We start from the raw sequence: 25,191 nt of genomic DNA on the forward strand, positions 1-25,191 counted from the left end.
TGAGCCTGAGCCGTGCCGGACGGCCGGCGTCCGTCCACTTGTGGGGATTGATACGACGGTACGCCCGCGGGGATACGGACGCCATACCCGCGCATGCGCAACCGCCTGCGTTGGAAGTTAACCTTGGTTTCGCTTCCGGTGGCCCCAAAGGGGACTATAGTGAGTAAATAGGACATTCGCTGATGCAGCCCGGCGGCCCTAACTTCTGTAAGAAGAGGCCCCAAAAAATGACCGACACCCAAATCAGCTCTTTTCTGCGTGACTCCGTGGTGTTTGAGGACGATACTGAGAAGGGCCTGGACTTTGACACTCTCTATGGCCTGTACATCAGTTGGTGCGTTCTTGGCCGCAAAGTCCCAGTCCCCGATTCTGCTTTTAAAACTGCACTGACCTTGCACGGACTGAAACCCAGCAAGGAAAACGGCCAGCGGATCTATCCCGGTATGGCCATGGTGGGTCCGGCCGCCAGGGACTACGTTGTCAACAACGTCCCGATGTGGACTGGATCCACCAACGCCACGGGCTCGGTAGCCTTGGGCGATGACGAGGAATCAGTCGCAGCCATCGCTTGACCCAAGTGCTCGTTGATCCGGCTCTGCCAATAACAGCTTTTCAGCCCATGCCCCTAGGATTCGAAGAGGGGCATGGGCTGTTCCTGTTTTCGGGGGTTGTCGTCTGAGAGGGGTTACGTGAAGCCGTCCATTGTGTGGTTCCGGGATGATCTGAGGGTCGCCGACAACCCTGCCTTGCGTGCCGCGGTGGACGACGGCGCCGCCGTTGCCTTATACGTCCTGGACGAGGAATCGCCCGGGATCCGCCCCCACGGCGGAGCTTCCCGCTGGTGGCTGCACCATTCGTTGGCCGCGCTGCGCGAGGACCTCGCCGCGCTCGGCATCCCCCTGCTGCTGCGCCGCGGTGATGCCGGGTCCGTTGTCCGGAAGACCACGACGACGCTCGGTGCCGGCGCGCTGTACTGGAACCGGCGGTACGGTGCGGCTGAACGGACGGTCGACGCCGGGATCAAGGCCTGGGCGGGCGAGGCCGGTTTGCACGTTGCCAGTTACCAGGCGTCCCTGCTGCACGAACCCTGGGAAGTCACCACCAAGACCGGCGGCCAGTACAAGGTGTTCACGCCCTTCTGGCGGGCGGTATCAGCGCAGGAATTTCGCGAACCTCTGGCCGTGCCGGAAAAGGGGCATGGCTTCACCGGCAAGCTGCCGGCCTACGATGAGCTGGCCTCCTGGGATCTGCTGCCCAGCAAGCCGGACTGGTCCGGGGGATTGGCGGAGAGCTGGACTCCGGGCGCAGCGGCAGGCCACAAGGTGCTGGCGAAGTTCGTGTCGGACGGACTGTCCAATTACAGCGAGGGCAGGAACCGGCCGGACACCGAGGGCAGCAGCCGGCTGTCTCCATATCTTCGGTGGGGAGAGCTGAGCCCGTTCGAGGTATGGCATGCGTTGGGGTCCAAACGGTCTGAAAGCGTCTCGATATTCGCGTCCGAGTTGGGGTGGCGGGAGTTTTGCTGGCACCAGTACTTCCATAATCCCGACTTGGCCACAGCCAACCTCCGTCCGGAGTTCGACCGGTTCCCGTGGGCATGGCCCGGCGGCGACGGGAGCCGTGGCCAGCATCCGGGCCACGAATCTGCCCCCGACGAACTCCGTGCCTGGCAGAAGGGCAACACCGGGTTCCCCATGGTGGACGCGGGTCAGCGGCAACTGTGGCATTCAGGTTGGATGCACAACCGTGTGCGCATGGTTGCAGCCAGTTTCCTCGTAAAGAACCTTGGCATCCATTGGCAACTCGGGGAGCAATGGTTCTGGGACACTCTCGTGGACGCTGATCCGGCGTCGAACCCCGCCAATTGGCAGTGGGTGGCCGGGTCCGGCGCGGATGCCTCGCCCTTCTTCAGGATCTTCAACCCGGAAGCCCAGCGCGTGAAGTTCGATCCGCAGGGGAAATACATCGCCCACTGGATTCCGGAGTTCGGCACCCCCGATTACCCGGAGGAGATCGTTGACCTCAAGACGACGCGCGCCGAGGCATTGGAAGCGTACAAGGGGATGAAAGAGGTTCACTGACACCCCTCTGGAAATTAGTAGGAAGTCCGAGTATATTCGGGTCTAGAGATGACCTGGATCACAGTTCCTTACGTGTTCCCGCCGATTCCCAGCACTCCGGGAAGGTCAGTCATTCACGATGCAAAGGAGCATTTCCACCATGGTGCGCGAGCTTTCACACTACGTAGACGGCCAGAGGGTTGAGGGTACCTCCGGCCGCTTCAGCGACGTCTACGATCCCTGCACGGGAGAAGTCCAGGCCCGGCTTCCGCTGGCCAGCGCGGACGAGGTCCGCAACGCCGTCGCCAATGCTGAGAAGGGGCAGCTCGAATGGGCCGCCATGAACCCGCAAAGGCGAGCCAGGATCCTGCTCAAGTTCGTGGACCTGGTGAACGACAACATGGACGAGCTCGCCAAGCTCCTGTCCTCGGAGCACGGCAAGACGTTCGCCGATGCCAAGGGTGACATCCAGCGCGGCATTGAGGTGGTCGAGTTCTCCGCAGGAGCCCCGCACCTGCTCAAGGGCGAGTTCTCGGACAACGCCGGCGCCGGTATTGACGTTCATTCCCTGCGGCAGCCACTGGGCGTCGTCGCGGGCATCACCCCGTTCAACTTCCCGGCCATGATTCCACTGTGGAAGTCCGGCCCCGCGCTCGCAGCCGGCAACGCCTTCATCCTCAAGCCGTCAGAACGGGACCCTTCTGTCCCGCTTCGGCTCGCCGAGCTCTACAGCGAAGCCGGCGTGCCCAATGGCGTCTTCAACGTCATCAATGGCGACAAAGAAGCCGTGGATGCCCTGCTGGAGGACCCGCGCGTCAAGGCGATCGGCTTCGTCGGTTCAACTCCGATCGCCCAGTACATCTACGCCACCGCAGCGGCCCACGGCAAGCGGGCGCAATGCTTTGGCGGTGCCAAGAACCACATGGTGATCATGCCCGACGCCGACCTGGACATGGCCGCCGACGCCCTGATTGGTGCCGGGTACGGTTCCGCAGGCGAACGCTGCATGGCTATCTCAGTGGCTGTGCCGGTGGGCCAGGAGACCGCAGACGCCTTGGTGGCCAAGCTGACAGAGCGAGTCAAGGAACTCAAAGTCGGCCACAGTCTCGACAAGGCCTCGGATTTCGGACCCGTGGTGGCTGCCTCCGCGAAGGAGCGCATCGAGGGCTACATCCAGTCCGGCGTGGACGAAGGCGCAACCCTGGTGACTGACGGCCGCGGACTGACCGTGGACGGCTACGACGGCGGCTTCTGGGTGGGTCCCACGCTCTTCGACAACGTCACCAAGGACATGAAGATCTATAAGGAAGAGATCTTCGGACCGGTCCTCAGCGTGCTGCGTGCCGCCGACTACGACGAAGCGCTCAGGCTCTGCAGCGAGCACGAGTTTGGCAACGGCGTCGCGATTTTCACCCGCGACGGCGACTCCGCCCGCGACTTCGCCAGCCGCGTCGAAGTGGGCATGGTGGGCATCAACGTCCCGATTCCCGTACCGATCGCGTATTACACCTTCGGCGGCTGGAAGGCCTCCGGTTTCGGTGACCTCAACCAGCACGGTGCCGATGCTTTCCGCTTCTACACCAAGACCAAGACCGTCACCTCGCGGTGGCCCTCCGGCATCCGCCAGGGCGCAAGCTTCGTGATGCCGGCGGGCAGCTGATGGGGGCTTTGGACACAGCAGACGTTCTTTTCGAGCGCCGCGGCCACCTGGGTATCGTGACGCTCAACCGCCCCAAAGCGGTTAATGCGCTGAACCACGGCATGGTCCAAGCCATGCTCGATCAATTCCTTGCCTGGGCCGACGACGAGTCCGTGGAGACCGTGCTGGTACGCGGCGCCGGGGACAGGGGCCTCTGTGCTGGTGGCGACATCGTGGCCATCTACAAGGACATGCTCCACGCCGGTTCGGAGACCGCGGATTTCTGGGCGGACGAGTACCGGCTCAATGCCCTGATCGCCAACTATCCCAAGCCCTACGTCGCTTTCATGGACGGCCTGGTGCTCGGCGGTGGCGTCGGCATTTCCGCGCACGGTTCCCACCGGGTAGTCACCGAACGGACCCGCAGCGGGATGCCCGAAACCACCATCGGTTTCGTACCCGACGTCGGTGGCACGCTGTTGCTGTCCCGCGCACCCGGGGAGACCGGTACCCACGCCGCGCTGACGGGCGCACACCTCGGTGGTGCGGACGCCCTTTACCTCGGGCTCGCGGATTACTACCTCCCGTCCGAAAGCCTCCCCGCGCTGGCGGAAGCGCTGGAAAGCTCGACGGCGGAGGCCGCCGTCGGACGCTTTGCCCACGCCGCGCCGGACTCGGCTCTGGCGGTGCAGCGCGACTGGATCGACGACTGCTACGCGGGCAATGACGCCGAAGAGATTGTGCGGAGTTTGCGTTCCGCTGGGGCTGAAGCGGTTGCGGCGGCAGAGACGATTGAAGCGAAATCACCGACCTCGGTCAAGGTCGCACTGGAGTCCCTGCGGCGGGTCCGGGGGCTGTCCCTCGAGGAAGCGCTGGACCAGGAGTACCGCGTGGGGCTCCGATGCCTGTCAGGGCCCGATTTCCGTGAGGGGATCCGTGCGCAGGTGATGGATAAGGACCGGAACCCGCAGTGGAAGCCCGCCACTCTCGCCGAGGTGACGGCGTCCGACGTCGAGGGCTACTTTGCACCGCTGGGCGGGCGCGAACTGGGCCTTTCGGCAAATCCGGTCCAATCAAGTCCAGTCCAGTCGAGTTGAAGGAGACGACATGACAGAGAACGCAGCATCGGCAACGGGGCTCATCGCTTTCCTCGGCCTGGGCCATATGGGTGGGCCCATGGCCGCCAACCTGATCGAGGCGGGCCACGACGTCATTGGCTATGACCCGGTTCCGGCCGCCGTGGAGGCTGCTAAGGCGCACGGTATTCCGATGGCGTCATCGGCGCACGAGGCTGCCGCGGAGGCCGCCGTCGTGCTGACCATGCTGCCCAGCGGCAAGCATGTGCTGGACGCGTACCGGGGCGTGGACGGGCCGGGCTTGCTCGCCGTAGCCAAGCCGGACACCCTGTTCCTTGACTGCTCCACGATCAATGTGGACGAGGCCCGTCAAGCTGCGGAGATAGCGTTGGAAGCCGGACACCGATCCGTGGACGCGCCTGTTTCCGGCGGCGTGGTGGGAGCCGAAGCCGGGACGCTCACGTTCATGGTGGGGGCGCTGCCGGAAGACTTCGAGACCGTCAAGCCGATCCTTGAACTGATGGGCAAGCGGATTGTCCACTGCGGCGACCACGGTGCCGGGCAGGCGGCGAAGGTCTGCAACAACATGATCCTGGGTGTATCCATGATCGCTGTTGCGGAGGCCTTCGTGCTTGGTGAGAAACTGGGCCTGACGCATCAAGCGCTGTTCGACGTAGCCTCCAATGCTTCCGGCCAGTGCTGGGCGTTGACCACCAACTGTCCTGTTCCCGGGCCGGTCCCCACCAGTCCGGCGAACCGTGACTACCAGCCCGGCTTTGCCGGAGCCTTGATGGCCAAGGACCTGCGGTTGGCCGTGAATGCGCTGGAGAGCACGGGCGTCGCTGCGGAGATGGGGCCGTTGGCGTCCAGGATCTACGATGCTTTTGCCGCCGGCGAGGGTGCCGGACGGGACTTCTCCGGCATCATCACGGACATCCGCGATAAATCGCTGTGAGAGGTTGGAACTGAACTGATGACGAGCTTGGTGGAGAGGGAGAACATGACGGAGCAGTACAACAACATTCAGGTGGAACGGCGTGGGCGCGTGGGCTTGGTGACCCTGGACCGGCCGTCGGCGTTGAATGCGCTCAATACTGCCCTGATGAATGAACTCGTTGACGCCGTGCGGGCCATGGATACGGATCCGGAAGTTGGGGCTGTGGTGATCACCGGCTCTGCCAAGGCATTCGCGGCCGGTGCGGACATCAAGGAAATGTCGTCCAACAGCTACATGGAGATGTACGCGGCGGACTGGTTCCGGCACTGGGAGGACCTGACCCGTCTACGGATCCCCGTGATCGCCGCGGTGTCAGGATTTGCCCTGGGCGGTGGGTGTGAGCTGGCGATGATGGCCGACTTCATCATCGCCGGGGACAACGCAAAATTCGGCCAGCCAGAAATCAACCTGGGCGTCATCCCCGGCATGGGCGGCTCGCAGCGCCTCACCCGGGCTGTGGGTAAATCCAAGGCCATGGACATGGTGCTCACCGGCCGTTTTATGGATGCCGAAGAGGCTGAGCGCGCCGGTCTGGTCTCCCGGGTTGTGCCCGCGGCAGAGGTCATCGACGAAGCCATCAAAGCCGCCGAAGTTATTGCCTCCAAGTCCAAGCCCGTGGCGATGATGGCCAAGGAAGCCGTCAACGCGGCCTTCGAAACCGGCCTGGCGCAGGGCGTGCTGTTTGAACGCAGGATCTTCCACTCGCTCTTCGCTACAGAGGACCAGAAGGAAGGCATGACAGCGTTCAGCGAGAAGCGCCAGCCGGAGTTCAAGCACCGGTAACGCCGAGGGTGAGGCATTGGGGCCTAGCCCACTGTCAGTTCCTCAGGGGTACGCTTCTCGAGCTTCTTGCTTGCACGGTTCGCTACAACAATCAGTGCCATGCCTAAGAGCGTGAGGGCGGCGCAGGCAAAGAAGATCCCTCGTTGGCCCAAGATTGTCATGGACCCGATCGCGATAATCGGTCCGGAAACGATCGCCCCGAGTCTTCTGGTGTTCATGTAGAGCCCGGTGGATAACCCTGGTCTGGGGATCATGTCTTGAAAAAGAGTCATGCCAATTCCGGCGATACCTGCGAATGACCAAGCATTTAAAATTTGGATGGCCAAGAGACCGATGGGGTCAGTAACCAGCATCAATGCTGAAAAGTAGGCTATTCCGGCGATGCAGCTGGTGGTGATCAGACCCAGCGCGGAAAACCGTTCGCTTAGTCGGCCGCATAGCAGCAGAGCCGGGATCTCGAGTGCTGCGGCGACTCCCAGTGCGATGCCTGCCCAGATGACATCCAGCCCCAGGGTTTGGGGAACGAAGAGGGTCATGATTGTCATGGCCGTGGCGTTGGTGGCCTGCAGGAGGACGAACGCGAAAGTAACTGGTACAACCATCCGGAGCCCCACCGGTGTTTCCTTCGGGGCGGAAGACTGCGGTGTGGTTTGAGGGTCCTTGTCAGCGTTGGAGCTTGTTGCTGTGCGTTGCCGTATCAAGAGCGCTGTGGTGATGATGTTCAAGATGGCAATCGCGGCGACGGCCAAGAGGATGGCACGGGTGCCAAGCGATCCGATGATGAATGTCGCCAGCGGGGGACCGGCAACCCACGCCACGGAAACGATGGCGCGGGCATTGATGACATCGGCTGGCCGGCCACCGGAATGGCGGAGATGCGCAAACAGCAACGTGCTGCCGACCCCTGCGGGACCTCCAAGTACCACGAGGGCGACGGTTGCCATGGGCAGGGCCGTAACTGCCGAGAGGACGCCCGCCAGCAGTATGGTCAGGCCGCCGCACACCAGCATTGGTACCAGGTAGTCCTTTGTCTTGTCGGCGCGTGCCGGTATCAGCAACGCCGCGAGGAACCCGCCTGCGTTATAGATCCCGAGGACCCATCCGAGGTCAGCTGTAGTGGCACCGTAGAGGTTGACGAGAATCAGCGCCAGAGCAGGACTCAGAAAGGCCAGCTGCAGGCCCCAGAGCAGCGCAGATCCGGGCAAGAGAAGTTTTTTCATTCGGTCCTCAGGGTGACTGTCGTTCCGGTGACCGTGGGCTCTTGAGGAACTCGCGGACATCGTTCGTGTTGGCCATGGCTTTTAGGCTACGGCCGGGTGTGGTCCTCTAACAGGTACTGTCAGTACACCTCACAACAGACACTCCCGCGATTTGTAGTTTTCACGCCTCAGGCCGGAATGGCCGACGGGTCCCGGACGGCATCAAAGAACGCCAGTTCCAGCCGGACCGCCTCGCGGAACGTCTCTGTCACGCGGGCGCGGATTTCCTGCGATTCGGGTTCGACGGCGTTGAACTCCTCCCGGAGCCATGTCACCCAGGCGTTGTATTCGGGATTGTTGTGGAGGCGGATCCATTCCGAGTGTTTCGGCGCGGCCGGCCACGAGGCATGATCCCCGGCCCGTGCTGCCCAGTCTCCGTAAAGCCACTCGGCAACCAGGAGGACTGCGACGACGTCCGGGTAGGAGCGGCTGGTCAGGGCGGCGCGCATGAGGGCATCGAAGTCACGGGTCACGCTTCCGAGCGCAGGTTGGGTCCGGTCGGCCGTCGTAACGTCCAGTTCATCGAAGCAGTCCTGGAAATAGCTGTTCTCATCCGATGCGAAGGCTCCCAGGACCCGTGCGAACACCAAGCGTGAGGACAAGGATGGTGCGGAGGCCACGGCCTGGCCCAGAAGTGCAGTGAACGCGTCGCAAAACTGGTAATCCTGCACAAGGTAGCGCCGCAGGTCGTCGTCGGAAAGAGTCCCGGCGAGCAGGCCATCCACAAACGGATGATTGATCGCTGCGTCCCAGTTGCTGATGCTGTCGTGCTTGAGTTCTTCGGCAAAGCCCACGTATTTCCTCCTGGAGTTTCAGAACCGCACCCTAGCAGCCACCGGCGGACTTCGGACAGCACGACGCCGGCCGGGCAGTCAGTTGACTGGCCGGCCGGCGTCGTTGATGTTTCTTGGGCGTCGTGCCTTCAGCAGGCCCTGGGACCCCTTCCCGCATTCATCGGGTCCGGCCAGTTCCCGACGAAGTCGGGCCAAAAGCCGATGCGGTGACTGGCGGATGCCTTTGCGTTGTTGCGGGCGGGGGACTGGATCGTGCGAAGCATGGGTGCCTCCTGACTGATGAAGTGCCTGCGACGGTTGTCGCCGGTGGTGGTGCCTGCCACTGCAGGGACCACCGAATCAGTCAGGGCGGGATCCGGGATCGAACGAAGGTTGCAATGCTGGTCTTCGCTCCTGGTTCGTCACGGGTCCATCCCGTGGCGGCGGTAGGTTGGAAAGGACTTCCGGGACGTCATACGACGCGGCGTTGGAAGTGTTCAGGCCACGGGCTTCTGACGAGCCTGGGGCAGCCGGCGTCACCAGTGGGTGGAGGGGCGGCGCGGGACTCGGGTTCACGGGCCCGGGTACTGCAGCGGGCGGAACCACACCCGGGTCAAGCAAGGAAAAGGGCGCGGGAAGCGTGATGCCTGCGAACTGTCGCGTCTCGGTTTGCGGCTGGAGGACGACGGCGGGGGGCGGGAAAGCTTCGCTTGCCGGCACTGCTGCGTCCACCAGGGTCCGGGGCGCAGCCAGTGAAACAGCGCCGTCGATCAGAATGTGAGGGGCAGGGATCAGCGCGGGCAGCTCAGGGAGCGCTGGTATCTCAGGAAGCGCTGAAACCTCCGGCAGGAGGGCCGGGACATCTTCCATCGCCGGAAGTTCGGGAAGCACGGCCTCGGGCGGCGCCTCCGGGAGAGCCACTGCCGGGAGAGCCGGAACGAGCGGCTCCGAAGGGAGGGGCGGAACGAGCGGCGCCTGATGGGGCGCGGGGACTGCCGGAACTGCAGGCACGTCCGGAATGTTGGGCAGCTGATCAGGAGCGGGAGCCACAGTGTCGGAGCCCGGGGCGACCGGGGGCGCCTGCAGAGGCTGGGTGAGCTTTGTAACGGGCATCGGGGGTACAGCGGGAACGACATCCGTCGCGGCGGCCGGCGACCCCGCCGGCCACATCATCCATGCGGACGAGCCCAGCGCAGCCAACAGCAGCCGGCGCAGAAGTACGTTGCGGCGTTGTTCCGGATCCTTGGCCATGCTCCACTCCCCATTGCGGCGATGGAGTCTCAGGATACGCCCGGCGGGGTGCACGGGTACAGCTGGGTCCGGATCTTCCACTCGCTCTTCGCCACCGAGGACCTGAGGGAAGGCATGGCCGCGTTCAGCGAGAAACGCCAGCCGGAGTTCAAGCACCGATAGCGCCGAGGGGTTTGGTTAGGTTCCCGGCATGTGGATGACGCCCAGCTGCTGCATCAGTCCCAGGTCGTCCCGGTCCGACCAATGCTCGACGATCATTCCGCCTTCAATTCTGTGGATGGCCACGGCCGTTTCCTTCAGATCGGCGCCGGTGGCAGGGAGGGGGCCAGGGAGTTCTCCTTCGTGCCGTCCATGGGCGGTCAACCTTGTCACCTTCGCAGATCTGGTCCTGTATCTCATGCCTTCCTGGTGTGGCTTGAAGGAAGATCCGGAAGGCTTGTTTCAAAGGGACGCCAGTCTAGACCGTGGTAGCAGCGAAAGACAGGGCCGTACGGTCAGTTGGATTGCAACCTGAGTAGTCATCGATAAGCAACAGTGGATGCCCCGGATACCACGGATCGGTCAGCCCGCGATCACCAAGGTTTTATTGTCGGTGCTTGCTGCAAGAGTTAGGTCATGGAGCTAATCGAGGAGAGGCAAACGGGCGCAGAAGTGGCGCTTGGGCGCCCTCCAGTTGCCAAGGATTCCGTTCACTACAGCGGTGGTTCAGCCAGCACCGTCAGCGCGGACCTCATCGATCAGCTGCGTGTCTTGGAGGAGATGAAGTCGGCCATCTGCGGGTTGCAGGCGCGGGTTGCAGTCGCTTTCGATCTTGCCCAGCGCGCCGAACAAGCCGAAACCGGTATCCCCGCATCGGAGCGTGGCAAGGGCGTTGGTGCACAGGTTGCGTTGGCGCGTCGGGAGTCACCTAACCGTGGATCGCGACTGCTTGGTTTGGCGAAAGCCCTGGTCATGGAGATGCCGCGAACCTTGGCAGCGTTGAACTCCGGCCAGCTGAACGAATGGCGCGCCACGCTGCTCGTCAAGGAGACAGCCTGCCTCAGTGTGGAGGATCGGGCCGCGGTGGATGAGGAACTCGCGCCGGACACCGGGACCTTCGAAGGCAAAGGTGACAAGGCAGTCATTGCGGCGGCCAAAGCTGCCGCGTACCGTCGGGATCCGCGGTCGGTCGTTGGACGGGCCAGTCGCGCTGCCTCCGAGCGGACCGTAAGCCTGCGTCCGGCGCCGGACACGATGACTTACCTGACCGCATTGCTACCTGTCGCCCAAGGAGTCGCGGTGTACGCCGCGTTGAACCGCGCTGCAGATTCGGCCCGTTCCACCGGGACTGTGGAGTCTGGCGTCCGCACCCGCGGTCAGATCATGGCTGACACGCTGGTTGAACGCGTCACCGGAACACCGGGCGGGTACACGGGGATCAACCTGGACCTCGTCATGACGGATCGTTCCCTGTTCCAGGGCGATAGCGAACCCGCGCGGCTTCGGGGTTACGGGATCGTCCCTGCCGCATGGGCAAGAGCGGCCGTTGGTGGGGAACAGGTCGTTGGTGGAGAACCAGCCGCTCCGAACCAGAATGATGAGTTCGATGTCTGGCTTCGCCGGCTCTACACGGCGCCGGCCACGGGGGAACTTCTTGCCACCGATTCCAAAGCCCGGCTTTTTACCGGCCGACTCCGACGCTTCATCGAAATCCGGGACCATACCTGCCGGACGCCGTATTGCGATGCGCCCATCCGGCATATCGACCACATTGTGCCTTGGCGTTCCGGAGGGAAAACCAACCTCGCAAACGGTGCAGGTCTGTGCGAAGCCTGCAACCACACCAAGGAACACCCGGGGTGGAGTACCCAAGCTGTACATGCTGACGTCCACACTCTCGAAATCAGGACCCCCACCGGGCATAGCTACCTGTCAAAGGCCCCACACCTTCCCGGACACCGCCCCTCCAGAACGTAAAACGCTCGTTTAGCGTCTCACTCCTCCGTGAAGTCCCCGGCATCCCGCCGGAAGGCGCCCAGTACGCGGATAAGGTGATCGACGTCGTCGTCCCTGAAGCCCGACTTGCCGAAAACCTCGGCGTTTAGCGCCGCCGTCGCCTTCTTTGCCACGGTGCGGCCCTCAGGGGTGAGTTCGATCAGTGTGGTGCGGCCGTCGGTGGGGTGCGGGGAGCGGGCAACGAGCGCGGCCTTTTCCAGACGGTCGACGGCGTTGGTCACCGAGGTAGGGTGCACCTGCAGAAGCGCACTGGCTTTGTTCATGGGCAGCGCGCCGCTGCGGGCGAAACTCAGCAGTGCCAGGAGTTCGTACCGGGCGAAGGTGAGGCCGAAGGGCTTGAGCACCGTTTCGATGCGGGCCAGCAGGATCTGCTGTGTGCGCATGATGGCCGTGATGGCGGCCATGGGCGCCGCGACATCACCCCAGCCGTGCCGCTCCCAGTTGCGTTGGGCGTCGGCGATGGGATCGCGGGGGAGTGGGGTGCCCATGGGCCTCCTTCGTGTCGGGTGGCTAGTCTTTCAGATTCGGGAACTCTTCTTCGGTATATTCCACGCCTAAACCTGAAGGCAGCGGGCCCTCGCCATGCCGCTGGACTTCAGATCCCCGGAGCTCGACGCGCCGGATCTTGCCCGAAATCGTCTTGGGAAGCTCACCGAATTCGAGCCTCCGGATCCGCTTGAAGGGTGCCAAGTGCTCTCGGCAATAGCGGAGGATGTCTTCGGCCACGGCAGGGCCGGGTTCGTAGCCGGCGGCCAGCACCACAAATGCCTTCGGAACCGACAGCTTCACCGCGTCAGGCGAAGGTACGACGGCGGCCTCCGCCACTGCGGGGTGCTCGATCAGTACGCTTTCGAGCTCGAAAGGCGACAAGCGGTAATCCGAGGACTTGAAGACGTCGTCATCCCGGCCGACGTAGGTGATCACGCCGTCGGCATCCCGGCTGGCCATGTCGCCTGTGTGGTAGTAGCCATTCCGGAAGGCATCGGCGGTTTTCGCCTCGTCCCCAAAGTAGCTCTTCATGAGTCCTACGGGCCGGGGGTCCAAGCGCAAGCAGAGTTCGCCGTCGTCGGCTTCTTCACCGGTGAGCGGGTCCACCAGGACGACGTCATACCCGGGGAGGGGGCGCCCCATGGAGCCGATCTTCACCGGCTGGGCGGGCGTGTTGGCGATCTGGACCGTGGACTCGGTCTGGCCGAAGCCATCCCGTATGGTCACGCCCCAGGCTTCCTCCACCTGGCCGATGACCTCCGCGTTCAGCGGCTCGCCCGCCGAGACAACCTTCCGCGGCGGGTTGGTGAGCTGCGTTAGGTCCGCCTGGATCAACATGCGCCACACGGTGGGCGGGGCGCAGAAGCTGGTGACGCCTTCGCGGCCCATCTGTGCCATGAGGGCGGCTGCGTCGAAGCGGTCGTAGTTGTAAATGAAGACAGTTGCCTCGGCGATCCACGGCGTGAAGACGTTGGACCACGCGTGCTTGGCCCAGCCCGGGGAGGCGACGTTCAGGTGCACATCGCCCGGCTCGAGCCCGATCCAGTACATCGTGGACAAGTGGCCCACCGGATAGGACGTGTGGGTGTGTTCCACCAGCTTGGCACGTGAGGTGGTGCCGGAGGTGAAGTACAGCAGGAGCGTCTCATCCGCGCGGGTGGGGGCGTCGGGCGTGAAGTCCGTGCCTACGTCGTACGAATCCGCGTACTGTTTGGCGTCCGGATTGGTGCGTTCCGCACCCACCTCAAGCAGTTGATAGTTGCCCTCGACGGCGGCAAACTTGCCGATGTTGGCGCTGCCGACCGCCACCCAGGCAGCACCGCCGCGTTCGACCCGGTCCTGCAAATCCCGGGCGCCCATGAGCGTGGTGGTGGGGATCATGACGATGCCAAGCTTGATGCCGGCCAGCATGAGTTCCCAGAGCTCAACCTGGTTGCCGAGCATGATGATCATGTGATCGCCGCGTCGGACGCCCTGTTCCCGCAGCCAGGTGGCGAGCTGGGAGGACCGCTCAGAGAGTTCCTTGAATGTGCGCCGCGTGGAGCTGCCGTCTTGTTCGACGATCACGAGGGCCGGTTGCTCGCCCCGGCTTGGATCCGCTGCCAGCCGGTCGAACCAGTCCAGTGCGAAATTGAACTCCTCGAAGCGTGGCCATTGAAATTCAGCGTGGGCCGTTGCATAGTCTTCGCGCAGTTCCAGCAGCCGGTCGCGGGCCGCACGGAAGTCCTCTGTGACTGTCATAGTCCGCCTTTCGCCTTCGGGTTGCCTGGCATCGTTGCTGCGACATCCCGCCTAGTGATCCACATCACCTTGCAATATACTAGGACATCCAAGGGTTTGGAAGAGCCTCCCGGCACATGACGAAGGGGTCTAATGCTCGATCAAAAAGCTGCCGCCACCGTTACCAACGGTCCAGCGTCGGAACGCGTCCTCCCTCCTTACCCGGAGGCGGACCTTATGCACGTGGTTGATCTGCTGCCCGAGCGTGAGCGCGAGCGGTATCTCCGCACCAGGGGCTTCCTGCAGACACGGATTCGCGCCGCCAGCATCGACTACTGGAACCGGGAGGAATTCCCCTTCGGCTTGCTCGCGGAAATGGCCGGGTACGGGCTGGGTGGGCTGCAAACCGACGGTTCCTCCCAACTGTTCAAGGGCCTGATGTACACCGAGGTGGCCCGCGCCGACGTCTCGCTCTCGGCCTTGGTGGGTATCCACAATGAACTCATCGTCGGCATGATCCACGAGCTTGGCTCCCCGGAGCAGAAGGGAAAATGGCTCCCCGGTTTGGAGGCCTTCACCCAGTTGGGAGCCTTTGCCCTGACCGAACCGGACCATGGTTCAGATATCGCCGGAGGACTTTCGACGACGGCGCGGCGCGACGGCGGCGAATGGGTCATCAGCGGTGCCAAGCGCTGGATCGGGGCCGCCACGATTGCCGACTTCGCCCTGGTGTGGGCGCGTGACCTCTCTGATGGCCACATTAAGGGCTTCATCGTGGAATCCGACCGTCCCGGCTACTCCGCGACGAAGATTTCGAACAAGATCGGCCTGCGCATCATGCAAAATGCCGACATCGTGCTGGACGAGGTCCGCATTCCGTCGTCGAATTTGCTGCCCGGCGCAACCGAGTTCTCCCGCGCCAACGACCTCCTGCGGGATTCCCGTGCGTGGGTTGGCTGGCAGGCTGCGGGCATTCAGTTGGCCGCCTTTGATATTGCCCGGGCCTACGCCTTGGAGCGCAAACAGTTCGGCAAGGAACTCGCACGGTTCCAGCTGGTGCAGCAGCAGTTGGCCGACATTCTGGGCAACGCCAACGCGTCCTTGTCGATGATGGTTGAATTGGCGCGTATCCAGCAGGCGGGCAAGCTCGAGATGGTGCAGGCCGCCATGTGCAAGGCCACCACCACCCGCTTGGCGCGCTCCTCCGTGGCGATGGGCCGTTCCCTCCTGGGTGGAAACGGGATCACCACGGATTACGAGATGGGCAAGCTCTTCGGGGACGCCGAAATCCTGTATACGTATGAGGGCAGCTATGAGATCAATTCGATGATCGTGGCTCGCGCCGTGACGGGAAAGTCGGCGTTCGTCTAAGGGGTGGGCACGCCGACGGCCCGGCTGATGACCGCATCGAATTGACGGTCGGTCAGCAGCCCCCGGGCGGCGATGAGCGGCTTGGCTCCGAACCCGACGGCGTACCTTGTCTTCGGCTTCGAAGCCGTCACTGCCTTGGCAACGGCATCGGCGACCATCGACGGCGGAGAGTTGCGGTTGGCGTTCGCCTCCGACCTCAGTGACTTGGCAACCGCGTGTGCCTGGGCGGAATAGGCGCCGTTTCCTGAGGTCTCTTCCACGAAGTCCGCCGCGATCCCGCCCCACTCCGTCGCGATGCCGCCGGGCTCGATGACGACGACGTCGATGCCGAAGGGCCTGACCTCTAGCCGCAGGCAGTCGCTCAGTGCTTCGAGGGCGAATTTGGTGCCGTGGTACCAGCCGCCCAATGGCGTGTAGATCTTTCCGCCCATGGACGTGATGTTCACAATGGTTCCCGAGCGTTGGGCGCGCATGTGGGGCAGGGCCAACTGGGCCAGTCGCATGGCTCCGAAAACGTTCACCTCGAACTGGCGGCGACCTTCATCGACGTCGACGTCCTCCAAGGCTCCGTAGGAGCCGTAGCCGGCGTTGTTCACCAGGATATCGATCCGTCCGGTGTCGGCGATGATGTGGTCGATGCCGGCCCGCATGGAGGCGTCATCGGTGACATCCATGGCCAGCGTGCGGATGCCGTCGGCGGCCAGGCCCTGGAGGCGATCGGTGCGCCGTGCAGCGCCGTAAACGGTGAAACCCAGGGCTTGGAGTTTTCTGGCGGTGGCTTCCCCGATGCCGGAGGATGCCCCGGTGACGAGCGCGGTTTTGGTGGTCATGGCTGTTCTCCTGCCGTAAGATGAATCTCGGTTCACTTAAATAATGAACCAGCATTCACTTTCGTGCAAGTCGTGGCAGGAGAAATTTTTTGGTGACTAACCAGCGCCCCATGCGCGCCGACGCGATCCGGAACCGGGCAAGGATCCTTGAGGCCGCCCGGGCGGAAATCGCGGAACACGGACCTGATGTGGGGATGGAGGCTATCGCAGGTACTGCCGGTGTTGCCGTCGGTACTTTGTACCGGCATTTTCCGACGAAGACAGATCTCGTGGGTGCCGTGCTGGCTGAGTACGTCGAGCAAATAACTATTGAGGCTGAGTCGGCCCGTGACCATGCCAAGGAAGGGGATGGATCTCCTTTGACGGTTTTGGTCTCGTTCCTGCGCGAGGTCATTCGGATTTCTGCGCTGAATGCCGCCGCGAAATCTGCGGCTCCTGCCCTCGGCGCAGCCGCGGACATTGACGAAACACGTGCGGCGGCGGCGTTGTCCGAGCTCATCGATATGGGCATAGCTGCCGGACAGGTCCGTCCCGATCTCAGTGTCAGTGATATTTACATGCTCATTTCGGCAGCGCCCCTGGACCAGCCCGAGCCTGTACGGGAGCGATGGGCGGCGCTGGTTCTGCCGTGCCTTACTGTCGGTGCGGCCCGATCTTTTCCTTAAATGGCTGAGGGCATCCCCTCGCCGGTAGTTGGCGAGAGGATGCCCTCAATGACTGTGCCTGTGCCCGAAGGGCCTTCGCTAGGAAATTCGGGCCGCAGACAGGGTGGATCCGGACGGCCCTGCTTCCGAGGGGGTGGGGTCGGTGGGTTCCGCGGCGCCGGACGGAGCAGGTGCTGCGGCGTGTTCGGCGAGTACGCCTGTCTTGTGCCTGATGCGCAGGCGGTAGAGGAGCGCTCCACCCACCACGACGGCGGCAACAAAGATCACGCCACCCCACTGCAGGTACCACTCGAAGGGCGGGACGGAGTTGTAGATCTCCGGTCGCGGCCACACCAGGTTCAGCGTCATGGCTCCGCCCCAGAGGACCGCAAGGATGTTGACGGGCAGGCCCCACTTGCCAAGGCTGAATCCGGCTTCGGACCCGTCGTCCTTCAGCGGCCACTTCTTGAGGAACCGGCGCCGCAGCATCGGTACCGTGACCAGCAGGTAGGAGAGGTAGATCAACACGATGCTAATGCTGGACAGGATGGTGAAGATTGCCGGCTGGGAGATGTTGACGATCAGCGGAATCACAGCGACGACGCCGATGACGATTGCGGCCACCGTGGGGGTTTTCCGGGTGGGATGCACCTTGCTGAGCTGGCGGCTGAAGGGAAGGTTGTTGTCCCTGGCCATGGCAAACATCATTCGGATTGCTGCTGCGTGGACGGCCAGGGTACAGACCACGACGGCCACCACGATGCAGACCAGGAAGGCCTTGCCGAAGGGGCCACCCAGCACGGAGAGCACAATGTGCTGCAGGCCGCCGTCGGCAGCTCCGATCTTGGGATCGGACAGGTCCGGTGCAGCCAGGATTCCGCCCAGCAGGAGCAGCCCTCCCAGTAGGAAGGAAGCCGTCACGGCGCGCAGGATCGCCTTGGGTGCCGTGCGTTTGGGGTCTTTTGTTTCTTCGCCCAAGGAGCTCGCGGTGTCGAATCCATACATGACGTAGCCGGAGGCCATGGCGGCGATGAGGAACACTCCGAAGAAGCCCAGAGGTTGCCCTTCGCCGAAGCCGGCGGTGTCCAGGAGGACTTCCGGTCCGCGTACGGCGTGCCAGAGGAGGGCGACGATCAGCAGAACCGCCGCAACGAGTTCCACGAACACGCCCACGCTGTTGATCATGGTCATGAGCTTCACACCGAACGCGTTGATGAGTGTGGAGATGGCGATCATGATGCTGGCCAGGATGACGCCGTTGACGGCGAAGTCGTACGGACCTGTTCCGTCGCCAACCATCTGGAAGCCGCTCCAAATCTGCGGCAGGGTGATCTGGAGGGCCAAGGCCACGGAGCCCAGGGCCATGATGGAGGACAGCAGCAACAGCCATCCCGCCAGCCATGCCCACGTTCCCGTGGAGAGCCTCTTGGCCCAGTTGTAGACCGAACCGGCCACTGGGTAGCGTCCTGCGAGTTCCGCAAAACACAGCGCGACCATCAGCTGGCCGACAAAGACAATGGGCCAGGACCACGCATACGCAGGGCCGGCCGTGGAGAAGCCGAAGTAAAACAGTTGAAAAACGCCGGTGAGGATGGAGATGTAGCTGACGCCGGCTGCGAAGCTGGCAAACTTACCGATGCTGCGGTCGAGGGTCTGGGCATAGCCAAACTCATCCATTCCGCTCGTATCGCTCTTGCTGGGTCCTGATTTGCTGGGTTCTGACATTCGAACTCCTAACTCAGACATGCACGAATGGTGATGACTTGCGGCCACCATTGGTCGCAGTCGAATCAAAAGGCCGGGCACCACTGTGTGCCTCCGGCTGTTTCCCCCGTTGATGTTGCGTGGCTGGCCAGGCGCTCGATGTAGTCGGCGCCTGGGCCAGGTCCGCCAGGCCAGCACCCTGTAGGTGTGGCGTGGGTCATAAAAAGCAGGTTAGTTCAGTTTGAACAGCCGTTCAAGAGCTTGCATGAACAAATGTTCAAAGTTTCCGGTGTTACGACTCAGGCAAGCGACAAGCTGAAGTCCGCATCCGCCGTCGTGGTTTCTTCCGTACGGCTGGCGCGGATGAGGTCGGCGCAACGCTCACCAATCATCATGACGGTGATGTTCGGGTTAACCGTGACATGCTCCGGCATGACGGACGCATCGGCGACCCGCAGGCCTGTGACTCCCCTGACCCGCAACTCCGGATCCAAAGGCGACATCTCGTCGTCGTAAGCTCCCAACCTGACTGTTCCCACCGGGTGGTAGACCGTGTTGTGGGTCTTGCGGATGTACTCCCGCAATTCCTCGTCGGTCTGAGCCTCGACGCCGGGGGAGAGCTCGCGGCCCGTCCACTCGGCCATTGCTGGCTGCGCGGCGATCTCGCGGGCTTTGCGGATGCCTGCCACCATGACGCGCATGTCGTGGCCCTCCGGATCCGTGAAGTAGCGCGGGTCCACCATGGGCTTGTCTCGGAAGTCCCGGCTGCGCAGGCGCACGGTGCCGCGGGAGCGTGCGTGCGTGACATTCGGGGTGAGGCTGAAGCCGTTCTCGGTGGTGGGGTAGCCGTGCCGGAGCGTGTTCATGTCGAAGGGAACCGAGCCGTAGTGCATCATCAGGTCCGGGCGATCCAGGCCGTCCTCGGTGGGCGTGAAGATGCCGATCTCCCACCACTGGGTGGAGGACTGGACCATGGGCTGCTTCGCCTCGAACTGCACCACACCCTCAGGGTGGTCCTGCAGGTTCTCACCCACGCCGGGGGAGTCCACAAGTGCCTCGATGCCATGCTCCGCGAGGTGCGCTGCCGGGCCGATGCCGGAAAGCATAAGCAGCTTCGGCGAATCGATGGCGCCGGTGGAGAGGATGACCTCGTGGCGGGCGGACAGGAGGTGGGTGCGGCCGAACGCCGAATCGACGACGTCGACGCCGGTGCAGCGCTTGTCGGCGTCGAACACCAGTTGGCGGGCCCTCAGGCCCGTCAGGAGCGTGAAGTTGGGGCGATCGACGATGGGGTGGATGTAGGACACCGAGCTGGAGGATCGGGTGCCGTCCGCGCGGCGGTTGATCTGGAAGAAGTTTGCGCCGTTGACAACCGTGGTGCCCGTGTTGAACTTCGCCCGCGGGATGCCCGACTGTTCGCAGGCGTCCAGCAGTGCGACGCCGGCGGGGTCGGCCGGAGGCACGTTCATGAGGTGCACGGGACCCGAGTCGCCATGGTGCGGAGCGTCCGGGCCGGCGTCCTCGTTGGTCTCCAGCCGCTTGTACAGCGGCCACGCGGCATCGGCGTTCCATCCTGTTGCGCCGTACTTTGATTCCCACTCGTCCAGGTCCTCGCGGGGAGCCCAAAAGGCAATGCAGGAGTTGTGGCTGGAGCAGCCGCCCATGACCTTGGCGCGGGCGTGGCGCATGAAGGAGTTGCCGTTTTCCTGCGGTTCGATCGGGTAGTCCCAGTCGTAGCCGGATTCCAGCAGTTCCATCCAGCGATCCAACTGCAGGATTTCAGGCAGGTTGCGGTCGTCCGGGCCTGCTTCAACAAGCGCGACCGTGACATCCGGATCCTCGCTCAAGCGGGCGGCCACGGCGGCGCCGGCTGATCCGCCACCGATGACGACGTAGTCGAAGGAGCGCTCGCCGAGGTCCTCAATGTTGTCGAAGTGCATCTAGTTCTCCTTGCCGTGGTCAGCGAACCAACCAGTGACCTGGGGGTTGGTGTTCTGGTAGATGTGCTTGGCTTCCTGGTACTCAGCCAGTCCGGTGGGGCCGAGCTCCCGGCCCACTCCCGATGCGCCGAACCCGCCCCACTCCGCTTGCGGGAGGTAGGGGTGGTAGTCATTGATCCAGATGGTGCCGTGGCGGAGCCGGCCCGCTACGCGCTGTGCCTTGCCCGCGTCCTGGGTCCAGACAGCTCCGGCCAGGCCGTAGATGGTGTCGTTGGCGATGGCCACGGCTTCGTCCTCGGTGCTGAACGTTTCCACCGTCACCACCGGACCGAAGGCCTCGTCGGTGACCACGGACATTCCGCGGGTGACGCGGTCCAGGATGGTCGGCTGGTAGTAGAAGCCGGCGTCGTACTTTCCGCCTTCAGGTGCCGAACCGCCGGTCCGCAGCCGCGCGCCTTCGGCGATGCCGCGCTGGACGTACTCGTGTACCTTGGCGCGGTGCTCTGCGGAGATGAGCGGGCCGGTCTCGGCGTCCTCGTCGAAGGGACCGCCCAGTCGGATGGCTTCGGCGCGGCGGACCAGTTCGTCAACGAAGCGTTCGGCGATGGACTCCTCCACCACAAGCCGGGCGCCTGCCGAGCAGACCTGGCCGGAGTGGAGGAAGGCGCCGTTGAGGGCGTTGTCGACGGCGGCATCGAAGTCGGCGTCCGCGAAGATAACGTTAGGGTTCTTGCCGCCCAGTTCCAGCGCCACCTTCTTGACGGTGGCGGCAGCGGCTGCCGCGATGCTCTTGCCGGTTTCCAGGCCGCCGGTGAAGGAGACGAGGTCGACGTCGGGATGTTCCGTCAGCGGTGCGCCCACCTTCCGGCCGGGACCGGTGAGAAGGTTCGCGACGCCGTCGGGCAGGCCGAGATCCTTGAGCAGCTGCATGGCGAGGATGGCGGTGGATGGTGTCAATTCGGCGGGTTTGAGGACGAAGGAGCAGCCTGCCGCCAGCGCGGGGGCGATCTTCCAGGCTGCCTGCAGCAGCGGGTAGTTCCACGGCGTGATGAGGCCGCAAACGCCTACGGGTTCGTAGACGATCCGGCTGACGACGTCGGGGTTGCCGGCATCGACGACACGGCCCGGTTGCTGGCCTGCGAGCCTGCCGAAGTACTCGAAGCAGGCGGCGATGTCGTCGATGTCGATCCGGCTTTCGACAATGCGCTTGCCGGTGTCCAGGGATTCGGCGCGGGCGAACTTCTCGCGGCGTTCACGCAGCTCGGCGGCAACCTTGAGCAGGAACGCGCCGCGCTCGGGTGCCGGCACGGAGGACCATACGCCGGAATCGAAGGCTGCGCGGGCTGCGGCGATGGCGCGTTCGGCGTCGTCGGGGCCGGCCTCGGACACTGTGGCGACCAGCTCGCCGTCGGCCGGGTTGTGGATGTGGCGGACCGTGCCGGACGCTGATGGCTCCCAGGAACCGTTGATGAAAAGCGTGGCAGCGGAGTCTGAAAATGTGGCTTGGGTCATACGAAGCAGAGTAGTTCATCTTGAACATCTGTTCAAGGAAAATTATGAACAGATGTTCAAGTCTCGGTTAGGTGGCGGGGGCGGGGTCCACCCATCCGCGTCCCCGGCGGCTCCGAATCAGTTGCATGGAAAAGCTTGGAACCCGGACCAGAGGTACCCACAGCATGGCGGCGCTGGCAGGCGTGGTGTCGGCGGGCGTCGTGCTCGCCGTAGCGGAGCTGATCGGTGCATTCTTCACGGCCAGGGCAACCCCGTTGTTTGCCTTGGGATCAACGTTTATCGACTTCACGCCGCCGTGGCTGAAGGACTTTGCGATCGCGACGTTCGGGACCAACGACAAAGCAGCGTTGTTTGTCGGGATGGGTGTGACGATCGCCGTGCTTGCCTGCGTGCTGGGCATCGTGGCCTACCGCAAATGGGCTTTGGGCGTGCTGGGCGTGCTCTTCATGGGTGCGGTGATTGTGGCCTGTGTCCTGACCCGTGCCGGCGTGGGACCCCTTAACGCCATCCCCTCCATCCTGGGAACCGTTGCCGGCCTGTTCGTCCTGCGCCGCCTGATGCTGCCGTTGTGGGGGCTGAAACCATGGCCGGAGGCTCCCGCCGATCAAGCGGCCGACGCCGGCGACCACCTTGGGAGCGCCGGCGCCGGAACTGTTGGTAGCAGCCGCCGTCGTTTTTTTGCTGCTGCCGGCATTACTGCCGTTGCCGCGGGAGTCGCGGCCACGGGTGGGCGGCTGCTGAGCGCAGCGCGCAGCAATATTGCCCAGGCCAGGGAGGCGCTCCGCTTGCCGTCACCGATGAAGGCCGCGCCGCCCGTGCCGGCGGGCGTTCAGTCCCCGGTTGCGGGAGTTTTCCCTTGGTTGACGCCGAACAGCGAGTTCTACCGGATTGATACGGCCCTCAGCGTTCCCGAAATCAACCTCAATGACTGGGAGCTGAGGGTCCACGGCATGGTTGAGCAGGAAGTCACCATGAACTTCCAGGACCTTCTGGATGCTGAGCTGATCGAATCGCACGTGACCCTCACCTGCGTGTCCAACCCGGTGGGTGGAAAACTGGCAGGCAACGCCAAGTGGCTGGGCCTGCCCATCCGTGAAGTCCTCGCCAAGGCCAAGCCAAAGGAGGGGGCCGACATGGTGCTCTCCAGGTCCATCGACGGCTTCAGCGCCTCTACGCCGCTTGAAGTCCTGCAGGATGACCGCGACGCCATGCTGGCAATCGGCATGAACGGTGAGCCCCTCCCGGTGGAGCACGGCTACCCGGTGCGTATGGTGGTTCCCGGGCTGTACGGGTTCGTCTCAGCTACCAAGTGGGTGGTGGAGCTGGAGGTCACCCGCTTCGCGGACGCCAAGGCATACTGGACTGAACGCGGCTGGTCCGAACGCGGCCCCATCAAGACCATGGCACGGGTGGATGTGCCCAAATCCTTCGCGAAGTTCCCCCCGGGGAAGGTTGCCGTGGGCGGCACCGCTTGGGCGCAAACGCGCGGCATCACCAAGGTGGAAGTCCAGATCGACGACGGCGAATGGATGGAAGCAACCCTCTCCGACGAAGCGTCCACCATCACGTGGCGTCAGTGGTCCTTTGAATGGGACGCCACGCCGGGCATCCACTACGTCAAGGCCAGGGCCACCGACGGCACCGGCGAAGTACAGACGGAGAAGCGGGCCGATCCGGTGCCGGATGGCGCCTCGGGCTGGCCGTCGGTGATGGTGACGGTGGAGTAGGTGCGGTCCCGGCAGAATCCGCTCTTCAATACGCCGCTGCTACATTGGGCAAATGACTGACGTCCACAACGTGATAGACGCCCTTGCCTCGATCTCCGATCATTGGCAGCCGCACCGGCTTACCAGCATTAACGACTACGACATCAAGCTCGTGAAGCTCCAGGGTGAATTCGTTTGGCACACTCATCCCGATACCGATGAGTTGTTCATGGTGATTTCCGGTGAGCTCACCATTCAACTGCGCGACAGGGACGTCGTTCTAGGGCCCAGTGATGTTTTTGTCGTCCCCCGTGGTGTGGAACATTGCCCCAAGGCTGCGTCAGAAGTGTCTGCACTCCTCATTGAGCCCAAAGGCACAGTGAATACCGGAGACGCCGGTGGCGACATGACAGCGGAATTGCAGGAGTTTGACGCCTAGAACTTATTTTTTGCTTTCGGTGTAATTATTCGTCCGGCCCCGGAAACAACATGTACGAGCAGGCCATTCTGCTCAGTTGCTCCACGGGGGAAGGACCCAGACCAATGAAGTACCACCGAATGCGCCATGCCAAGTCCGCCACTTTTGCATCGCTTGCGCTGGTAGTGACGCTCATAGCCTGCATACAGGCAACACCGCAGGCCAGTACTTCAACCACACAGGCAGTATCCGAGGCGGCGTTGGGCGCCACCACCGAGTCGCCTGCGGCTCTTGTTGACCAGATACTGCCTTCACCTGAGCCCAGTACCGCGGCGCCGGCTGCCGCGGTGCCGGCTGCCGCTGAGGGGGAGAGCGCCCCGGTCCTGGTGGAGGTGGTACCCGCTCCTGCTGTTGCTGCCCCTCCGATCCCTGCTGCCCCTCCGATCCCTGCTGCTCCTCCGATCGCTGCTGCCCCGCAGGAAACCACTCCGCCGGCCGCCCCACCGGCGGCCGTGCCCGTTGGCCCCGCTGCGGGCGAATGCACGCCGGCGAACATCGATATCCAACGCCACGACACCGTCCGGGCGATCAAGCCCATCCCTGCCGAGCAGCAGCAGCATTACATTGTCCTTGGCTGCGCCGAAGGCTGGCTTGCATACGCCATCTCGGATGAAGGCGTCAGAGCTGCCGGGCTGGACGGCGGCAACGTCAACTACAGCCTGGCCCGACTCCAAAATGATGGCCGCTTCCTGACCGACTTTGCACAGTTGTGGTCCACCGTCCGCAACTGGGAATTCCTCGCTTTTGACGTCCGGGACGGGAGATACGCCACGGTGCAAGAGGCCATGGACGATCAATTCGCCACCAGCGGCATACCCGTCCGCCTTCGGGAACAGCTCGTCGGTGCAGGACCGGACGCCCCTGCACCCGGCCCCGCTGCGGGCGAATGCACGCCGGCGAACATCGATATCCAACGCCACGACACCGTCCGGGCGATCAAGCCCATCCCTGCCGAGCAGCAGCAT

At 63.6% G+C, this 25,191-nt stretch carries 21 protein-coding genes and 2 pseudogenes; 13 read left to right on the forward strand and 10 right to left on the reverse strand.

Annotated elements, in window-relative coordinates; genetic code table 11:
• Positions 1-227: 227 nt before the first annotated feature.
• The 6 genes from ACFVSI_RS09550 to ACFVSI_RS09575 all read left to right on the forward strand — a co-directional run bounded on the left by ACFVSI_RS09550 (position 228) and on the right by ACFVSI_RS09575 (position 6,555).
• Complete coding sequence (locus ACFVSI_RS09550) at positions 228-572, forward strand: hypothetical protein (RefSeq protein WP_387822401.1); 345 nt, start codon at positions 228-230, stop codon at positions 570-572.
• 117 nt (positions 573-689) lie between these two features.
• A complete protein-coding gene (locus ACFVSI_RS09555) occupies positions 690-2,081 on the forward strand; it encodes a cryptochrome/photolyase family protein (protein WP_387822404.1) in 1,392 nt (463 codons plus the stop codon).
• A gap of 139 nt (positions 2,082-2,220) precedes the next feature.
• Positions 2,221-3,720: a CoA-acylating methylmalonate-semialdehyde dehydrogenase gene (locus ACFVSI_RS09560; RefSeq protein WP_387822407.1), complete on the forward strand. Its 1,500-nt coding sequence runs from the start codon at positions 2,221-2,223 to the stop codon at positions 3,718-3,720.
• Positions 3,720-4,796: an enoyl-CoA hydratase/isomerase family protein gene (locus tag ACFVSI_RS09565; protein ID WP_387822410.1), complete on the forward strand. Its 1,077-nt coding sequence runs from the start codon at positions 3,720-3,722 to the stop codon at positions 4,794-4,796. The genes ACFVSI_RS09560 and ACFVSI_RS09565 overlap by 1 nt, the downstream gene beginning before the upstream one ends.
• A gap of 10 nt (positions 4,797-4,806) precedes the next feature.
• Positions 4,807-5,730, forward strand: coding sequence for a 3-hydroxyisobutyrate dehydrogenase (mmsB, locus tag ACFVSI_RS09570; protein WP_387822413.1), 924 nt, complete (start codon positions 4,807-4,809; stop codon positions 5,728-5,730).
• Positions 5,731-5,775: 45 nt separating this feature from the next.
• Positions 5,776-6,555 carry an enoyl-CoA hydratase gene (locus ACFVSI_RS09575; protein ID WP_387822478.1) on the forward strand — a complete coding sequence of 260 codons (780 nt, stop codon included), beginning with the start codon at positions 5,776-5,778 and terminating at the stop codon, positions 6,553-6,555.
• Positions 6,556-6,578: 23 nt separating this feature from the next.
• Here ACFVSI_RS09575 and ACFVSI_RS09580 read toward each other — a convergent pair whose 3' ends face one another.
• From ACFVSI_RS09580 to ACFVSI_RS09590, 3 genes are all read right to left on the reverse strand, one after another.
• Positions 6,579-7,775: an MFS transporter gene (locus tag ACFVSI_RS09580; RefSeq protein ID WP_387822416.1), complete on the reverse strand. Its 1,197-nt coding sequence runs from the start codon at positions 7,773-7,775 to the stop codon at positions 6,579-6,581.
• 167 nt (positions 7,776-7,942) lie between these two features.
• Positions 7,943-8,608, reverse strand: coding sequence for a TenA family protein (locus tag ACFVSI_RS09585; protein WP_387822419.1), 666 nt, complete (start codon positions 8,606-8,608; stop codon positions 7,943-7,945).
• A 339-nt stretch (positions 8,609-8,947) separates the two neighbouring features.
• Positions 8,948-9,838: a hypothetical protein gene (locus ACFVSI_RS09590; protein ID WP_387822422.1), complete on the reverse strand. Its 891-nt coding sequence runs from the start codon at positions 9,836-9,838 to the stop codon at positions 8,948-8,950.
• 69 nt (positions 9,839-9,907) lie between these two features.
• On the opposite strand from ACFVSI_RS09590, the pseudogene ACFVSI_RS09595 reads away from it, so the two are divergent.
• Positions 9,908-10,000: pseudogene (locus tag ACFVSI_RS09595) on the forward strand (enoyl-CoA hydratase); the annotation flags it as partial.
• Positions 10,001-10,015: 15 nt separating this feature from the next.
• Here the strand turns inward: ACFVSI_RS09595 and ACFVSI_RS09600 are convergent.
• Complete coding sequence (locus tag ACFVSI_RS09600; protein WP_387822425.1) at positions 10,016-10,237, reverse strand: ester cyclase; 222 nt, start codon at positions 10,235-10,237, stop codon at positions 10,016-10,018.
• A 216-nt stretch (positions 10,238-10,453) separates the two neighbouring features.
• Here ACFVSI_RS09600 and ACFVSI_RS09605 point away from each other — a divergent pair, with 216 nt between their 5' ends.
• Complete coding sequence (locus ACFVSI_RS09605; RefSeq protein WP_387822428.1) at positions 10,454-11,794, forward strand: HNH endonuclease; 1,341 nt, start codon at positions 10,454-10,456, stop codon at positions 11,792-11,794.
• A gap of 17 nt (positions 11,795-11,811) precedes the next feature.
• Here the strand turns inward: ACFVSI_RS09605 and ACFVSI_RS09610 are convergent, their stop codons facing one another.
• Positions 11,812-12,321, reverse strand: coding sequence for a MarR family winged helix-turn-helix transcriptional regulator (locus tag ACFVSI_RS09610; protein WP_274259424.1), 510 nt, complete (start codon positions 12,319-12,321; stop codon positions 11,812-11,814).
• Positions 12,322-12,343: 22 nt separating this feature from the next.
• Positions 12,344-14,062 (reverse strand): AMP-binding protein, encoded by a 1,719-nt coding sequence (locus ACFVSI_RS09615; RefSeq protein WP_387822432.1) that lies wholly within the window; start codon positions 14,060-14,062, stop codon positions 12,344-12,346.
• Between the two features lie 132 nt (positions 14,063-14,194).
• Here ACFVSI_RS09615 and ACFVSI_RS09620 point away from each other — a divergent pair, with 132 nt between their 5' ends.
• Entirely contained in the window at positions 14,195-15,412 is a 1,218-nt protein-coding gene (locus tag ACFVSI_RS09620) for an acyl-CoA dehydrogenase family protein (protein ID WP_387822434.1), read from the forward strand.
• On the opposite strand, the gene ACFVSI_RS09625 is transcribed toward ACFVSI_RS09620, so the two are convergent.
• A complete protein-coding gene (locus tag ACFVSI_RS09625) occupies positions 15,409-16,242 on the reverse strand; it encodes an oxidoreductase (protein ID WP_387822436.1) in 834 nt (277 codons plus the stop codon). The genes ACFVSI_RS09620 and ACFVSI_RS09625 overlap by 4 nt on opposite strands.
• Positions 16,243-16,334: 92 nt before the next feature.
• Here ACFVSI_RS09625 and ACFVSI_RS09630 point away from each other — a divergent pair, with 92 nt between their 5' ends.
• Positions 16,335-16,907, forward strand: a complete 573-nt coding sequence (locus tag ACFVSI_RS09630; protein WP_387822439.1) for a TetR/AcrR family transcriptional regulator — start codon at positions 16,335-16,337, stop codon at positions 16,905-16,907.
• Positions 16,908-16,985: 78 nt separating this feature from the next.
• Here the strand turns inward: ACFVSI_RS09630 and ACFVSI_RS09635 are convergent, their stop codons facing one another.
• The 3 genes from ACFVSI_RS09635 to ACFVSI_RS09645 all read right to left on the reverse strand — a co-directional run bounded on the left by ACFVSI_RS09635 (position 16,986) and on the right by ACFVSI_RS09645 (position 22,042).
• The gene (locus tag ACFVSI_RS09635; protein WP_387822442.1) at positions 16,986-18,611 is read right to left on the reverse strand and encodes an APC family permease; all 1,626 of its coding nucleotides are present in this window, start codon (positions 18,609-18,611) and stop codon (positions 16,986-16,988) included.
• Between the two features lie 278 nt (positions 18,612-18,889).
• The gene (locus tag ACFVSI_RS09640) at positions 18,890-20,530 is read right to left on the reverse strand and encodes a GMC family oxidoreductase (protein ID WP_387822444.1); all 1,641 of its coding nucleotides are present in this window, start codon (positions 20,528-20,530) and stop codon (positions 18,890-18,892) included.
• Complete coding sequence (locus tag ACFVSI_RS09645) at positions 20,531-22,042, reverse strand: aldehyde dehydrogenase family protein (RefSeq protein ID WP_387822446.1); 1,512 nt, start codon at positions 22,040-22,042, stop codon at positions 20,531-20,533.
• Positions 22,043-22,167: 125 nt separating this feature from the next.
• Here ACFVSI_RS09645 and ACFVSI_RS09650 point away from each other — a divergent pair, with 125 nt between their 5' ends.
• The 3 genes and pseudogenes from ACFVSI_RS09650 to ACFVSI_RS09660 form a co-directional block, all read left to right on the forward strand.
• The gene (locus ACFVSI_RS09650) at positions 22,168-23,769 is read left to right on the forward strand and encodes a molybdopterin-dependent oxidoreductase (RefSeq protein ID WP_387822449.1); all 1,602 of its coding nucleotides are present in this window, start codon (positions 22,168-22,170) and stop codon (positions 23,767-23,769) included.
• A 52-nt stretch (positions 23,770-23,821) separates the two neighbouring features.
• Positions 23,822-24,187, forward strand: a complete 366-nt coding sequence (locus ACFVSI_RS09655) for a cupin domain-containing protein (protein ID WP_387822452.1) — start codon at positions 23,822-23,824, stop codon at positions 24,185-24,187.
• Positions 24,188-24,291: 104 nt separating this feature from the next.
• A pseudogene (locus ACFVSI_RS09660) lies at positions 24,292-25,191 on the forward strand (hypothetical protein); the annotation flags it as partial.

The organism is Paenarthrobacter sp. NPDC057981, assembly GCF_042886835.1.
Classification (GTDB): domain Bacteria; phylum Actinomycetota; class Actinomycetes; order Actinomycetales; family Micrococcaceae; genus Arthrobacter.

What these genes read in the sequence shown, in the direction of transcription:
- ACFVSI_RS09550 (WP_387822401.1), top strand. Translation starts at nt 228, where the DNA reads ATGACCGACACCCAAATCAGCTCTTTTCTGCGTGACTCCGTGGTGTTT.
- ACFVSI_RS09560 (WP_387822407.1), top strand. Translation starts at nt 2,221, where the DNA reads ATGGTGCGCGAGCTTTCACACTACGTAGACGGCCAGAGGGTTGAGGGT.
- ACFVSI_RS09565 (WP_387822410.1), top strand. Translation starts at nt 3,720, where the DNA reads ATGGGGGCTTTGGACACAGCAGACGTTCTTTTCGAGCGCCGCGGCCAC.
- mmsB (WP_387822413.1), top strand. Translation starts at nt 4,807, where the DNA reads ATGACAGAGAACGCAGCATCGGCAACGGGGCTCATCGCTTTCCTCGGC.
- ACFVSI_RS09575 (WP_387822478.1), top strand. Translation starts at nt 5,776, where the DNA reads ATGACGGAGCAGTACAACAACATTCAGGTGGAACGGCGTGGGCGCGTG.
- ACFVSI_RS09580 (WP_387822416.1), bottom strand. Translation starts at nt 7,775, where the DNA reads ATGAAAAAACTTCTCTTGCCCGGATCTGCGCTGCTCTGGGGCCTGCAG.
- ACFVSI_RS09590 (WP_387822422.1), bottom strand. Translation starts at nt 9,838, where the DNA reads ATGGCCAAGGATCCGGAACAACGCCGCAACGTACTTCTGCGCCGGCTG.
- ACFVSI_RS09600 (WP_387822425.1), bottom strand. Translation starts at nt 10,237, where the DNA reads ATGAGATACAGGACCAGATCTGCGAAGGTGACAAGGTTGACCGCCCAT.
- ACFVSI_RS09605 (WP_387822428.1), top strand. Translation starts at nt 10,454, where the DNA reads ATGGAGCTAATCGAGGAGAGGCAAACGGGCGCAGAAGTGGCGCTTGGG.
- ACFVSI_RS09610 (WP_274259424.1), bottom strand. Translation starts at nt 12,321, where the DNA reads ATGGGCACCCCACTCCCCCGCGATCCCATCGCCGACGCCCAACGCAAC.
- ACFVSI_RS09615 (WP_387822432.1), bottom strand. Translation starts at nt 14,062, where the DNA reads ATGACAGTCACAGAGGACTTCCGTGCGGCCCGCGACCGGCTGCTGGAA.
- ACFVSI_RS09620 (WP_387822434.1), top strand. Translation starts at nt 14,195, where the DNA reads ATGCTCGATCAAAAAGCTGCCGCCACCGTTACCAACGGTCCAGCGTCG.
- ACFVSI_RS09625 (WP_387822436.1), bottom strand. Translation starts at nt 16,242, where the DNA reads ATGACCACCAAAACCGCGCTCGTCACCGGGGCATCCTCCGGCATCGGG.
- ACFVSI_RS09635 (WP_387822442.1), bottom strand. Translation starts at nt 18,611, where the DNA reads ATGTCAGAACCCAGCAAATCAGGACCCAGCAAGAGCGATACGAGCGGA.
- ACFVSI_RS09640 (WP_387822444.1), bottom strand. Translation starts at nt 20,530, where the DNA reads ATGCACTTCGACAACATTGAGGACCTCGGCGAGCGCTCCTTCGACTAC.
- ACFVSI_RS09645 (WP_387822446.1), bottom strand. Translation starts at nt 22,042, where the DNA reads ATGACCCAAGCCACATTTTCAGACTCCGCTGCCACGCTTTTCATCAAC.
- ACFVSI_RS09650 (WP_387822449.1), top strand. Translation starts at nt 22,168, where the DNA reads ATGGAAAAGCTTGGAACCCGGACCAGAGGTACCCACAGCATGGCGGCG.
- ACFVSI_RS09655 (WP_387822452.1), top strand. Translation starts at nt 23,822, where the DNA reads ATGACTGACGTCCACAACGTGATAGACGCCCTTGCCTCGATCTCCGAT.